The following is a 13336-nucleotide window of genomic DNA, read 5'->3' on the forward strand; positions in this document are numbered from 1 at the left end:
TTGAGCTTGTCGAAACCCGGGTTTCGGCAAGCTCAACCACCGGAGAAATGCTAGGCCGGGACGGCGACAATCACCTGTGCTGCGCGGAGGACGCGCTCACCTGACCGGTAGCCGGAGCGGAGCACCTGGCTGACGGTGTCAACCTCAATGTCCTCGCCCGGCTGCTGGATGAGGGCCTCGTGGATCGTGGGATCGAACTCCACGCCGGTGTCGGCGATGCGGACCAGTCCATACGTCTTCAGCGCATTCTCCAGCTTGGTGGCGATGGCCGCGAACGGTCCATCGGTCAGGTCACCGTGCTGGCGGGCGGCGTCGACATCGTCCAGCACCGGAAGCAGGGAGTTCAGGACGCCGATGACGGCCATCTCCCCTGCCACGGCACGGTCGCGTTCAACGCGCTTGCGGTAGTTGACGTACTCAGCCTGGAGCCGGAGAAGGTCGTTCTTCAGTTCGGCGGCCTCAGCCGTGGTGGTTGAGTCCGTCGCAACCCCCTGGACCACGGATTCCTCGGCCGGCACCTCGATGCCGTTGAGGATTTCCTCGGCCTGGGCCAGGGCGTCGCCGTCGGACTCTTCGGATCCGGCGCCCGGGGACGCATCCGCAGCGTGTTGCTCACCCTCGGGGTGGCGGGCCTGCCCGGTCACCGGGTCAACCTTGCGGTTGTCCCGGATGACCGGCTCCTGGCGGCCGCCGGCCTGCCGCTCCTGGTTTTCCTGGCTAGCGGATGAGTCGTGCTCGTCCTCGTTACCGTGGTGCGGCATGGCTACTTCTTCGCTTCGTCTTCGTCGATGATCTCGGCGTCAACGATGTCTTCAGCGCTGGAAGCTGAGCCCGTCTTGTCCCCGCCTGCGGCACCAGCGGCACCCTCAGCACCTGCAGCGCCGGTGGCGCCGTCCGGGGAACCGGCCTGGGCGTAGATGGCCTCGCCGAGCTTGCCCTGGGAAGCCTGCAGCTTCTCGAAAGCAGTCTTCACAGCGGCGTCATCCGTGCCTTCGAGGGCCTTCTTGAGTTCGTCGACGTCAGCCTGGACCTCGGTCTTGACCTCTTCGGGCAGCTTGTCGGCGTTGTCGGCGATCAGTTTGTCCACGGAGTAGGCGAGCTGTTCGGCGGTGTTGCGGGTGTCGGTGGCCTCGCGGCGGGCCTTGTCCTCGGATGCGTGCTCTTCGGCGTCCTTGACCATGCGGTCAATGTCTTCCTTGGAGAGCGCGGTGCCGCCGGTGATGGTCATGGACTGTTCCTTGCCGGTGCCCTTGTCCTTCGCGGAGACGTGGACGATGCCGTTGGCGTCGATGTCGAAGGTGACCTCAACCTGCGGGACGCCGCGCGGGGCCGGCGCGATGCCGGTCAGCTCGAACGTGCCCAGCGGCTTGTTGTCGCGGGTGAACTCGCGCTCGCCCTGGAACACCTGGATGGCCACGGACGGCTGGTTGTCGTCAGCCGTGGTGAAGGTCTCGGAACGCTTGGTGGGGATGGCGGTGTTGCGCTCGATCAGGTGCGTCATGACACCGCCCTTGGTTTCGATGCCGAGGGACAGCGGGGTGACGTCGATCAGCAGGACGTCCTTGCGCTCGCCCTTCAGGACACCGGCCTGGAGTGCGGCGCCCACTGCGACGACCTCATCCGGGTTGACGCCCTTGTTGGGCTCTTTGCCGCCGGCAAGTTCCTTGACCAGGTCGTAGACGGCGGGCATACGGGTGGAGCCGCCGACGAGGACGATGTGGTCGATCTCGGAGAGCTTGATGCCGGCTTCCTTGATGACGTCGTGGAACGGCTTCTTGGTGCGCTCGAGGAGGTCCTTGGTGAGGTCCTGGAACTTGGCGCGGGTCAGCTGCTCGTCCAGGTGGACCGGGCCGTCCGGGGTGACGGAGAGGTACTGGAGGGACACGTTGGTGCTGGTGGAGGAGGACAGTTCCTTCTTCGCCTGCTCGGCAGCTTCGCGGAGGCGCTGGAGGGCGATCTTGTCCTTGGAGAGGTCGATGCCCTTGACCTTGAGCTGGTTCAGCAGATAGTCGACTACGCGCTGGTCCCAGTCGTCGCCGCCGAGGCGGTTGTCACCGGCGGTGGAGCGGACCTGGATGGTGGAGAAGTTGTCTTCGTCCTTGCCCACCTCAAGCAGGGAGACGTCGAACGTGCCGCCGCCGAGGTCGAAGACCAGGATGAGTTCGTCCTCCTTGCCCTTGTCCAGGCCGTAGGCCAGTGCTGCGGCGGTGGGCTCGTTGACAATGCGCAGGACGTTCAGGCCCGCGATTTCGCCGGCTTCCTTGGTAGCCTGGCGCTCGGCGTCGTTGAAGTAGGCCGGAACGGTGATCACGGCGTCGGTGACCTTTTCACCGAGGTAGGACTCGGCGTCGTTCTTCAGCTTCATCAGCACACGGGCGGAGATTTCCTGCGCGGTGTACTTCTTGTCATCAATCGGGACAGACCAGTCGGTGCCCATGTGGCGCTTGACCGAGGCAATGGTGCGGTCGATGTTGTTGACTGCCTGGCGCTTGGCGATCTCGCCCACCAGAACTTCGCCGGTCTTAGAGAATGCAACGACGGACGGCGTGGTGCGGCCACCCTCGGCGTTGGCAATAACGGTGGGCTCGCCACCTTCGAGAACGGAGACGACGGAGTTGGTGGTTCCGAGGTCGATACCTACTGCACGTGACATGTGTTGCGTCCTTCTTTCCGTGGAAACTCTCTGGCGCCCTCATTGAGCGTTCTGCACTCAACTTTACCCAGGGCGGCTTAGATGTCAATCCAAAGTTGAGCGCGGTAGGCTCAACTTTGACTATGGCGCTAAGGCACGCCCCAGCAGATTTCCCGGACTTGCGGGGCTATGAGGAAGAAAATCCCGCCAGCAGGCAGCCCGTTCGCTGTGCGTGAACGGGTTGCCAACCGGCTGCGTGAAGGCGTCAGGGACAGCGCCTACGGCTTCCTGTCCTCGTCCTCCTGAGCTTCGCGGGCCGTTCCCACGGTGCCGGCATCGCCGTAGTCACCTTCCGGATAGTCCCCGTCTTCGGGCTGATCGTCGGCGTCGCCCACCACCCCGGCATCGCCGTAGTCGCCGTCCACATACTGGCCGCCCTCGCCCTCCAGGCCAGGCGCACTGCTGGCTTTGCGGGGCTCTTCGTCACGTGCGGTGTTCTCAGTCATGACTGATCTCTCCTTTGAGGTTCCGCGTCCAGCTGGGCGCAGTTGGAGTCTACCGAGCCTGCGCCGGGGGAAACAGAGGCCGGCGGGAGCAGCACACGCCGTTGATGCTGTTGCTACCGGCCGGCGCTTTCGACGGCGGCCAGGTGCTCGGGATGAACGTCGGTCATCCGTGGCTGGTAGTCCGGGTGCTTGCGCAGCCACACCTTCACGTAGGGGCAGAAGGGGACGACGCCGATGCCGGCAGCGAGGGTGTCGTCCAGCGCATCCTGTACCAACCGGGCGGCGAGACCCTGCCCGGCATAGTCCTCGCTGACTATGGTGTGGTCAAAAATCCGCTCGGGCCCCTTGTTGCCCTCGTGGGGCAGATAGTGGGCTTTCCGATCACCGCATCCCCGTCGAGGACTTCATAGCGTCGGCAGGTCCGGGCTGTCCGCACCGTGATTGTTGTTTCAGTCTTCAAAATGGCCTCCTGGATTCGGGTGATGGTTCCGCCGCGGGCGCGCAGCTAAGCGTTGGGCCGGGAGCGGGGCCGGGTACCCGTCCGGGAACGGTCCGAAGGGCGGGTAGGGGTGCCGTCGGGGTAGGTGCCACCACATCACGATCCGCTCGCCCAGCGGCTCGCCACCGAGAAGCACCAGCCGCGCAGGGGTCTGTCCGGCCTCCAGGACGATCCTGCCCCGCCCCGGACGCAGGTAGTGGAGGTGGTCAACGGCGAGGGGGGTGCCGCCCAGGGAGATGTTGCCGGTGTCGAGCAGGATTCCGTGCTCAAAGGCCGGGTCCAGCTCCAGGTCGAGCCGCGCACCGGCTCTCAAGACAGCCTCGGCGCCCAGCAGCGGCGGGGTGTAAGTGGGCACAGGCGAGGACGAACCGGCCAGGGAACCAAGGAAGACCCGCAGTTCCGTGCCCTCGCCCCGGACGGGTTCCGGCGTGTAGTGCTCGAAGGCCGGGGGCATCTTCCTGGCGGCGTCGGGCAGGGCGCCGTTCGCCAGGATTTCGTCAGGAACCGCGAGACCGAGTCCGGCGCGGATCGTCACGAGGTCGGGGGCCAAGGCGGGATGCACGACGGCGACGCACCCATTGGCGTCGAGAGTTCACCTGCGCGGTAGGCGGCATCGAGGATAGCGATCAGGCTGCAGATCACCCGTGCCGGGCGCGGTGGTCCGGCCGGACAGTGTCCGCAATGGTCTGGGCGCGGGCTCGCTCCCGGGGCGTGCGCAGGGTGGTTTCCGCGTCCGTGGCAGCAATTTTCATGGATCCAGCAGGGTGCACTATTGGATGAGAGCGATGCTCTCGGAAACGAAAAGTCCTGAAGGGGAAATCATGAATGAAGTATTCATTGTCACCGGCGCAGGTCCCGTCGGCTGGACTGTGGCGGAGCAGTTGGCCGGGCAGGGCAAGCGCGTCAGGATCCTCACCCGTTCCGGGAGTGGACCTGTGCATCCTTTGGTGGAACGGCTGGCCGTGGACGTCCAGGACGCCCCTCAGGTGCGGGCGGCTTTCGCAGGCGCCGCAGCCGTTTTCCACTGCATCCATGGCACCTCCTACACGGCGGACGCATGGCGGGCGGAACTTCCCCGGGCCGAGCAAACGGTGCTGGCTGCGGCGGGCGAGGCAGGCGCCGTCGTCGTCTTCCCCGAAAGTCTCTATTCCTACAGCGAGCCGGACCGCCCGATGACCGAGACCGGGCCGCGGACAGCCGGCGGCGGAAAGCGTGGCGTGCGAACAGAGCTCCTCCGGGCCCGGGACGCGTCGCCCACCAATACCGTCAGCGTGGTGGCCGGCGATTTCTTCGGTCCGCGCGTCCGGAACTCACACGCCGGCGAGCGCATGGTTCCCGCCGTCCTGGCCGGAAAGAAGGTGTGGGTCATCGGCAGCGCGGACCAGCCCCACTCGTTCACCTACGTCCCCGATCTGGCGGCGGCGATGATACACGCCGCGCAGTCGCCGTCGCTCTGGAACAAGGTGTGGCACACGCCCACCGCTCCGGCAGTAACGCAGCGGCAACTGGCCACGGCGTTCACGGAAGCCGGCGGGGCGGGCAAACCGAAGCTGGGCACCATGCCCGGCTGGGCATTCCGAACCATGGGCGTCTTTTCGAAGGACCTCCGGGAACTCGCGGAAACGATGTACCAGTTAGAGCAGCCGTACGTAATGGACTCCGCGGCCAGCCAGTCCGCCCTGGGCCTCCGCCCCACGCCCCTCCCGGAAGCAGCCGCAGCCACGGTGGCTTGGTGGCAGGCGCAGGGCTAACCCACCCCGTTACCGGCGGCCGGCGCCCTCCGCTTCAAGCTCGGCATCACGCGTGCCCGCCGGCACGGCCGCGTCCAGCTCCGGCCGGCCCAGCTTGCTCGGCCACCAGATGCGCGGGCCGATATCGTACGCCAATGCGGGGACCAGCAGCGAGCGCACCAGGATGGTATCCAGCAGCACGCCGAAGGCCACAATGAAGGCCAGCTGCACCAGGAACATGATGGGGATGATGCTGAGGGCCGCGAAGGTGGCGGCCAACACCACCCCGGCGGAGGTGATCACTCCGCCGGTGACACCCAGCCCCCGCAGGATGCCCGGCCTGGTCCCGTGCTTTATCGACTCCTCCCGCACCCGGCTCATCAGGAAGATGTTGTAGTCCACGCCCAGGGCAACCAGGAAGACAAACCCGAACAGCGGGACGGTGGCATCGGCGCCCGGGAAGCCCAGCATGTTATTGAAGACCAGCGCCGAGACGCCCATCGCCGCGCCGTAGGACAGCACCACGGAGAGCACCAGCAGGACCGGCGCCACCACGGAACGCAGCAGCAGCATCAGGATAAAGAGGATGACCACCAGCACCACCGGGATGATGATCACCAGGTCGCGCTGAGCCGTGGTGTTGGTATCCAGGGCCGTTGCCGTGACGCCACCCACCAGCGCCCTGGCGTCAACAGCCTTCACATCCTCACGCAAAGCTTTGACTATGCCCTCGGCCTCGATGGAATCAGCGGCGTAGTTGAGGGTGGCATTGATCAGCACCTTGCCCTCGCGGACATCGGGGTCGGTGGGAGCGCCGGGGGCTCCGGTGATGGGCACACTTCCCGCCGCCAACAGATACGCGTCCCCCACGCCGTCGGCCGCTTTGACCTTTGCGAGCACTTCTGCAGCTTTGCTTTCGTCCGCAACCACGACGGCGGGGCTGCCGCTGCCGGCGTCGAAATGCCGAGCCAGCGCGTCCTGCCCGTCAACGGCGTTGGATGCGGTGAGGATGACATCCGTCTGCGGGACGCCGTTTGCCTTGAGCTGGAGGATGCCTGCCGACGCCATCAGCAACAAGAGGACCGAAGCGATCCAGACGGTGCGCGGACGGCGGGAAACGAGCGAAGCGGTAGCACGCCAGATGCCCTTCTGCCCTTCCAGCCCGGTGACGAGTTCGGGTTCCCGCTGATCCTTCGGGACCAGCTTGGGACGGAACGGCCAGAAGGCTGCGCGGCCCAGGAGCGCCATCAGGGCGGGCAGCAGGGTGAGGGCGGCGAAAAGAGCGCAGAGGATGCCGGCGGCCGCCACCGGGCCCAGGCCCTTGTTGGAGTTCAGATCCGAGAAAAGCAGGCAGAGCAAGGCGATAATCACCGTGGCACCGGAGGCAACGATCGGCTCGACGGACGTCTTCCAGGCCGTCAGCACGGCGGCGGTCCGGTTGCGGGTGTGGGTCAGGGCTTCCCGGAAGCGCGCCACATACAGCAGGGCATAGTCCGTGGCCGCGCCGATCACCAGGATGGACAGGATGCCCTGGCTTTGGCCGTTCAGCTGGATCCAGCCGAGCTTGGCCATGCCGAACACGAGCAGGATGGCTGCACACAGCGCAAACACCGACGTGAGCAGCACCGCGATCGGCAGGAGCAGGGAGCGGTACACGATCAGGAGAATCACAAAGACCGCAGTCATAGCCACGAGCAGCAGAATGCCGTCGATGCCCGCGAAGGCGCTGACCAGGTCCGCAGCCAGGCCGGCCGGCCCGGTGACGAAGGTCTGCATGCCTTCCGGAGCGGCCTCAGCGACGGCCTCGCGCAGTTCTTTCACCGCCTCCTTCACCTCGCCCGACGAATCGATCGGAGTGATGAACTGGACGGCCTTGCCGTCTTCGGACGGAATGGGCCCGACCACGGCACTGCCGAGCTTCAGTGCTTCAAGGTTTGCTTTCAGCGCGGCTGCCTCGCCCAGCTGGGCCGGGGTAAAAGCGGAGCTGTTTTCGATGACAATGACGGCCGGCACTTCGTTGGAATCACGGAATTTCGCTTGCCAGTCCTGCGCGGCTGTGGCTTCGGCACTGGCGGGAAGGAAGGAGGCCTGGTCGTTCGACGAGACCTCTTTCAGCCGGCCAAAGGTGGGTCCACCGATACCGGCGATCGCAAGCCACGTCAGCACCAGAAGCGCAGGAATGAGCCAGCGCAGCCAGAACGGGACCCGTGCGCTGTGTTGGGGACTGGGTTTCATGATTCCTGCCAGATTCGGGATAAGAGCAGTACAATTTATTCCATCATAGAGTATCTCCATAGTAGAGATAAGTGCCAGACTAAATTTATCCGGGGCCGCGCCCGGGGGTTCCGGTGAAGTAATATCCGTCAAGTCACCACCGGGCACCAGCCCGATGACGGAACCACCACAGCAGAGCGGAGGAGGAGAAACATGACGGACGAAGCGTTCCAGACCCCGCCCGACTCCGCACCCCTATCACTGGTCCGCCTGCTGCAGGACTTCACTCTTGAGGCCAACCGCTTTGTGGATACCGCAGGCGGCCGGAACGACATGCACCGGACCGACCTGAACGCGCTCGCCGTCATCATGCGCCACACCGCCAAGGGCCTGGTTGTCACGCCCGGCGTCCTGCGGAAGGAACTGCACCTCAGCTCGCCGGCCACCACTGCCCTCATCGACCGGCTGGACACCTCCGGCCATGTGGTGCGGGAACGCCATCTTTCGGACCGGCGGCAGGTCCAGCTCCGCATGACACCCAAAGCTTTCCAGGACGGCGGGGCCATGTTCATGCCGCTCTCGCGTCACATGGGCAATGCCATGGCAGCCTTCTCCCCTGAGGAACTGGACTTGGTAACGCGGTTCATGACCGCCATGGTGGAGGCCACCATGGCGGCCCGCCAGGAAGCGTCCGACGGCGGCCCTAACTCCCCCGCCGCTCCTCCCGCCTGATCCACTGCCGCCCGCCACGCCCGCCGTCGGACTGGCAGATAACGTCGCGAACTCCGCCAATAACCACGCTAAATGCGGGCCACTTAGGGGTAGCGTTTGCTTATGAGTGCGCAGCAGCCAGAAGACGATGATGTGTACACGCATGGCCACCACGAGTCGGTAGTCCGCGCCCACGCGTCCAGGACCGCGGAAAATTCCGCGGCCTTTGTCATCCCGCACCTGACGCCGGGAACCTCCGTGCTCGACGTCGGCTGTGGGCCGGGGAGCATCACGTGCGATTTCGCTGGGCTGGTGGCACCAGGAACGGTCACCGGCCTGGACCGGTCGCCGGACATCATCGCCCAGGCCACGGCGCTCGCCGCTGAGCGCGGGGTGGCCAACGCGGAATTTGTGGCCGGCAACATCTACGATCTCGACTTCGAGGACGGAACGTTCGACGTCGTCCACGCCCACCAGGTGCTGCAGCACCTGACCGACCCGGTGGAGGCGCTGCGGGAGATGCGTAGGGTGGCCAAACCCGGGGGGATTGTGGCCGTGCGCGACGCCGATTTCCATGGCATGAGCTGGTACCCGTCCTTTCCTGAACTGGACGAATGGATGGACCTCTACCAGCGGATCGCCCGTCGCAACGGGGCCGAGCCCGACGCCGGCCGCCGCCTGGTCTCGTGGGCCCAGTCCGCAGGTTTCACCGACGTCGCACCCTCCAGCAGCAACTGGCTTTACGCCACCGGGCAGCAACGAAGATGGCAGGCGCGCGTCTGGGGCGAGCGGGTGCTGCATTCAGCTTTTGCGGACCAGGCCTTGGAGTACGGTTTCGCGAACGCCGCTGACCTGGCAAGGATTTCCGCAGGCTGGCACCGTTGGGGGTCCACGGAGGACGGCTGGTTCCTGATCCCGAACGGCGAGGTCATCGCACGGGCGTAAACCTGTTCCGGCGGCTGCTAGCCGCAAATAGCCTCAAACCATGATTATTCAAGCAGGCTTCGACCTCCAGATTCTTGTCCGCCCGCTCGTTGTTCAGGAGGGAAGGGTCCTCCCCAAACTTGTGGTGATTGCACTCGATGCCGACATGCAGCTGGACGGCATCAAGGTCGCCAGCGACGAGTTTGCAGGATCATTGGAACCGCATTACGACGCGAGTCTGGACTGGATGGATCTAGACTGGACCAGATATTTTGCTATTGCCCATGCAAAATCTGGCCTGACAACGACTACTACTCCGAGTCTCCGATCCTGCGAGCGGCCAAAACATTGAAAGAGGCTGCAGCTCAGCCCGGCCTCCGAATGATCGGGCATTTTGGCCTCGACGAAACCGGCTACATGTCTGACGGGCCACACTCGTACTTCGACCAATACGGGACTCAGCGAGGATCTCCCATCCACTATGTCCCACTGGGTGAATTCAAGATACGGCAACTGTGGCTGACCCAATCCGGATGACAGATCTCCCTGAGAGCGAACGTCCTCGGGAAAGACTGCTCCACCTGGGAAGTGGAGCCCTCAGCGATGCGGAACTCGTGGCCATCCCGCTGACACGGACGAGGTCGACCAACTAAACGCGGTCACCATGGGGCAAATACAACGTCGAGGAAGCAAAACCCGGTTTCCCAAATGCTGAACAGCTGCCGTCCGGCGCCGGAATCGTGACGAGCTTCGCGCGGCAGGTAGCCCACCTTTATGCGCCCGAACTCCCGGTCTCCGACCCGCACACGCTGGCGGCGCGCCAGCTGGACTGGACGCACAAGGATCCTTTTGGCCGGATTCTCGCCACCCAGGCCATGGTGGAGGGATGACGCTGGTGACGGCCGATGAGGATCTTCAGGCTTTCGAGCCGCTGACCACCCTATGGTGAAGCGCCCCTAAACTTGGGAGGTGCAATTCTCCCTCTGGCTCGCCCTCGCGGGCGCCGGCGTCCTGATCAGCTTCACACCAGGGGCCGGCGCGATCAACACCATGAGCAACTCCCTGACATCAGGTTTCCGCCGCTCCATCTGGGGCATCCTGGGCCAGCAGGCGGCCCTGGTGATCCATGTAGTGATCGTGGCGCTGGGGGTGGGCGTCCTGGTGGCCAGTTCGCCCGTGGCCTTCAACGTGATCCGCTACGCCGGTGCCGCTTACCTGGTATATCTGGGCATCAGGCAGTTCCTCAGCAAGCCGGGCCTCGATCAGGAACAGGCTGCCGCACTCCGGAACGAACCTGCCGGGTCGATGTTCCGCCGCGGACTCTGGGTCAACCTCCTGAACCCCAAGGCCATCGTCTTTTTCCTCGCCTTCATGCCGCAGTTCATCCGTCCGGAACAGCCGCTCCTGCCGCAGTACCTGATGCTCACGGCCACCGTCGTGATGATCGACATCCTGGTCATGTGGTTCTTTTTCGCGCTGGCCGCCAAGTCCTTCCAGCGCTTCACCCGCAACGCCCACGGCCAGAAGATCCTGAGCCGGATCTTCGGCGTCCTTTTTGTGGCCGTGGGTGTTCTGCTTGCGCTGATCCACTAGCCAGGTGAGGCCCCAGTCCCGGGTCGTCCAATCGGATTGATTGACTGGAACAGAAACTTACTTCACAGATCCGTAAAGATCCGTGAGGTGTTGTTGGCCAGGAAAGCCTCTATAAAGCATGCTTAGCATCCTGAACTCATTGTCGAGCCCATACCGCGTCATCACCGTCTGCACAGGCAACATCTGCCGGTCCCCCGATGACCGAGTTGATGCTGGCCGCAGCGTTTCGGGCCGACGGCCTGGGCGGCCCGGGTCAGGGGCCGGCAAGACGTAGGCGTCCTGCTGGGCAGGGCGGGAGCGCTCTTCCTTCTTGTGAGTGGCTTCCTGGGCGGGCATATGGGGAGCGGCCGCCGTGCAGCCCCGCCCCGGCAACCGATCCAGCAGCAGGTACGCTCTATTTCATGACCCCCACACCTGTGATCATCGCCGTCGACGGGCGATCAGGCGCAGGAAAAACCACCCTGGCCATCGAACTGGCCGCACGGCTGCGGAACCATCACAAGGTGTCACTCTTCCATCTCGAGGACATTTACCCGGGCTGGAACGGCCTCACCGCGGGGATTGAACGCTACGTGTCCACTGTGCTCACCCCCTTGAGCCGCGGCGAAGCGGCCACCTGGACCAGTTGGGACTGGGCCAACCATTACGACGGCGACCTCCGGGTCACCCTGCCCGCTGAGATCGTGATCATCGAGGGAGTGGGTGCGGCCGCCGGGGGCGCCCGGCCGCTGCTCAGCGCCGTCATCTGGGCCGATTCACCCGACGATGTGCGCCGGCAGCGGGCGCTGGACCGCGACGGCGGTACCTATGAGCCGTTCTGGGAGCAGTGGGCGGCGCAGGAAAATGAGTGGCTCGCCGACGACGACGTCCCCGGCCAGGCCGAGATCCGCGTGCTCAATCACGCGGACGGGTCGGCCCCCGCTGACGTGCTGCAGGCACTCTCCTACCTGCCGGCACTCGGACCGGTCCTGGTTCCGGAACTTGCCGCCCGCCGGGGCCTGAGGCTGCGGGCCGAGCGGCTGGACTGCCGGCCGGACGCCTCCACCCTCTTCGCGACGCTGTACGGCGGCTCGACAAACGCCGTCTGGCTGGACTCCTCCAACGCCGGCCCCGCCGCAACCACCGGTCCCCTGCCAGGGCAGTCAGCACCTGCCGAACGCAGCCGCTTCAGCATCCTCACGGACGACGGCGGGACCTACGGCCAGTCCGTCACCCACCAGTCCGGCGAAAGCGTAGTTACTACCGGTTTCGCAACAGCACGCGTGCCGGGCCCGTTCTTCCGCTGGCTGGACACTGTCTGGGGGCGCCGGGATGTCCGCACCCCGGACGGTTACCCCGGCGACTTCACGCTCGGGTGGCTGGGCTGCCTGGGCTATGAGCTGAAGCGCGAAACCGGCGGTTCGGACGTTGTTGCGCAGACCCCCGACGCGGCGCTGATCTTTGCGGGCCGGGCTGTCGTTCTGGACCATATCGAAGGAACGGCCTGGCTCCTTGCGTTGGAGGCTCCCGACGCCGACAGCTGGCTGGCCGCTGCCCGAACCGCCGTCGGCCTGGCCGCCGCCGGGAGCAGCGGCAGCAACGGCGTCGTACTTCCCGGCGGGCCCGCGTTCAGCAGCCGGGACAACGCGTTGTCCTACAAGCAGAAAATCGCCGCCGCCCAGCACGAAATTTACGAGGGAAACTCATACGAAGTGTGCCTCACCACCACGCTCACGGCCACGCTGCCGGCCGGCGCGACGGCCCCCTGGCCTACTTACCTGGCCCTCCGGTGGAAGAACCCGGCGCCGTTCGCAAGCTACCTGCGGTTTGGCGGGCTGACGGTGGCCAGCACGTCGCCGGAACGGTTCCTGCGGATCACGTCCGACGGCGGCATGCGCGCCGAACCGATCAAGGGCACCCGCCGCCGGGGCGCCGATCCCACGCAGGACAGGGAACTGCGGGACGAGTTGGCGGCATCTCTCAAGGACCGCGCCGAGAACATCATGATCGTGGACCTGTTGCGGAACGACCTCAGCCACTTCGCGGAACCCGGATCCGTCACGGTCAGCAGGCTGTGCGAAATCGAAAGCTACGCCACCGTGCACCAGATGGTGAGCACCATCGACGCACAGTTGCTGCCCGGTTCGCCGCGGGCCGAGGCCGTCGCCGCCTGTTTCCCGCCCGGCTCCATGACCGGCGCCCCGAAAATCAGCACCATGGCCATTCTGGACCGGCTGGAAGAGGGTCCGCGCGGCCTGTATTCCGGCGCGATCGGCTATTTTTCCCTAAACGGAGCAACGGATCTTGCCGTGGCGATCCGCACCCTGGTCACCGACTCCGGAACTGGTTCTGGCGGGGTAGGCAAGTCCGGGGACGACAGCGAAGCGGCGGCGACGGCGGAACTCACCCTCGGCGTCGGCGGCGCCATCACGGCCGACTCGGTGCCGGACGAGGAGTACGAGGAGATCCGTGTGAAGGCGCACGGTGTGCTTTCCGCACTCGGCGCGGAGTTCCCCACCACCTGAACCCGGCTGCCCCACCCGCCCCA

At 65.4% G+C, this 13336-nt stretch carries 14 protein-coding genes; 8 read left to right on the forward strand and 6 right to left on the reverse strand.

Annotation, left to right across the window (positions count from 1 at the left end):
• Nucleotides 1-50 precede the first annotated feature (50 nt).
• From ABIB27_RS08920 to ABIB27_RS08940, 5 genes are all read right to left on the reverse strand, one after another.
• Entirely contained in the window at nucleotides 51-761 is a 711-nt protein-coding gene (locus tag ABIB27_RS08920; RefSeq protein WP_354215699.1) for a nucleotide exchange factor GrpE, read from the reverse strand.
• 2 nt (nucleotides 762-763) lie between these two features.
• Nucleotides 764-2653, reverse strand: coding sequence for a molecular chaperone DnaK (gene dnaK, locus ABIB27_RS08925; RefSeq protein ID WP_354215700.1), 1890 nt, complete (start codon nucleotides 2651-2653; stop codon nucleotides 764-766).
• 257 nt (nucleotides 2654-2910) lie between these two features.
• Complete coding sequence (locus tag ABIB27_RS08930) at nucleotides 2911-3138, reverse strand: hypothetical protein (RefSeq protein WP_354215701.1); 228 nt, start codon at nucleotides 3136-3138, stop codon at nucleotides 2911-2913.
• Between the two features lie 113 nt (nucleotides 3139-3251).
• On the reverse strand, nucleotides 3252-3503 hold the full coding sequence (locus ABIB27_RS08935) for a GNAT family N-acetyltransferase (RefSeq protein WP_354215778.1): 252 nt from the start codon (nucleotides 3501-3503) through the stop codon (nucleotides 3252-3254).
• 84 nt (nucleotides 3504-3587) lie between these two features.
• Nucleotides 3588-4199, reverse strand: coding sequence for a pirin-like C-terminal cupin domain-containing protein (locus ABIB27_RS08940; protein WP_354253810.1), 612 nt, complete (start codon nucleotides 4197-4199; stop codon nucleotides 3588-3590).
• A gap of 259 nt (nucleotides 4200-4458) precedes the next feature.
• Here ABIB27_RS08940 and ABIB27_RS08945 point away from each other — a divergent pair, with 259 nt between their 5' ends.
• A complete protein-coding gene (locus tag ABIB27_RS08945) occupies nucleotides 4459-5388 on the forward strand; it encodes an NAD-dependent epimerase/dehydratase family protein (protein ID WP_354215703.1) in 930 nt (309 codons plus the stop codon).
• Between the two features lie 9 nt (nucleotides 5389-5397).
• Here ABIB27_RS08945 and ABIB27_RS08950 read toward each other — a convergent pair whose 3' ends face one another.
• On the reverse strand, nucleotides 5398-7602 hold the full coding sequence (locus tag ABIB27_RS08950; protein ID WP_354215705.1) for an MMPL family transporter: 2205 nt from the start codon (nucleotides 7600-7602) through the stop codon (nucleotides 5398-5400).
• A gap of 192 nt (nucleotides 7603-7794) precedes the next feature.
• Between ABIB27_RS08950 and ABIB27_RS08955 the strand changes: the two genes are divergently transcribed.
• The 7 genes from ABIB27_RS08955 to ABIB27_RS08985 all read left to right on the forward strand — a co-directional run bounded on the left by ABIB27_RS08955 (nucleotide 7795) and on the right by ABIB27_RS08985 (nucleotide 13313).
• Nucleotides 7795-8313, forward strand: a complete 519-nt coding sequence (locus ABIB27_RS08955) for a MarR family winged helix-turn-helix transcriptional regulator (RefSeq protein ID WP_354215706.1) — start codon at nucleotides 7795-7797, stop codon at nucleotides 8311-8313.
• A gap of 102 nt (nucleotides 8314-8415) precedes the next feature.
• On the forward strand, nucleotides 8416-9237 hold the full coding sequence (locus ABIB27_RS08960; RefSeq protein ID WP_354215707.1) for a methyltransferase domain-containing protein: 822 nt from the start codon (nucleotides 8416-8418) through the stop codon (nucleotides 9235-9237).
• A 40-nt stretch (nucleotides 9238-9277) separates the two neighbouring features.
• Nucleotides 9278-9568 (forward strand): hypothetical protein, encoded by a 291-nt coding sequence (locus ABIB27_RS08965; RefSeq protein WP_354215708.1) that lies wholly within the window; start codon nucleotides 9278-9280, stop codon nucleotides 9566-9568.
• A 181-nt stretch (nucleotides 9569-9749) separates the two neighbouring features.
• Nucleotides 9750-9869 (forward strand): UPF0758 domain-containing protein, encoded by a 120-nt coding sequence (locus ABIB27_RS08970; protein ID WP_354215779.1) that lies wholly within the window; start codon nucleotides 9750-9752, stop codon nucleotides 9867-9869.
• Nucleotides 9870-9956: 87 nt separating this feature from the next.
• Complete coding sequence (locus ABIB27_RS08975) at nucleotides 9957-10106, forward strand: hypothetical protein (RefSeq protein ID WP_354215709.1); 150 nt, start codon at nucleotides 9957-9959, stop codon at nucleotides 10104-10106.
• Between the two features lie 79 nt (nucleotides 10107-10185).
• Nucleotides 10186-10809: a LysE family transporter gene (locus ABIB27_RS08980; protein ID WP_354215710.1), complete on the forward strand. Its 624-nt coding sequence runs from the start codon at nucleotides 10186-10188 to the stop codon at nucleotides 10807-10809.
• A 401-nt stretch (nucleotides 10810-11210) separates the two neighbouring features.
• Nucleotides 11211-13313 carry a chorismate-binding protein gene (locus ABIB27_RS08985; protein WP_354215711.1) on the forward strand — a complete coding sequence of 701 codons (2103 nt, stop codon included), beginning with the start codon at nucleotides 11211-11213 and terminating at the stop codon, nucleotides 13311-13313.
• Nucleotides 13314-13336: the final 23 nt, after the last annotated feature.

The organism is Arthrobacter sp. UYEF21, assembly GCF_040546085.1.
In the GTDB taxonomy this organism is placed as follows: Bacteria; Actinomycetota; Actinomycetes; order Actinomycetales; family Micrococcaceae; genus Arthrobacter.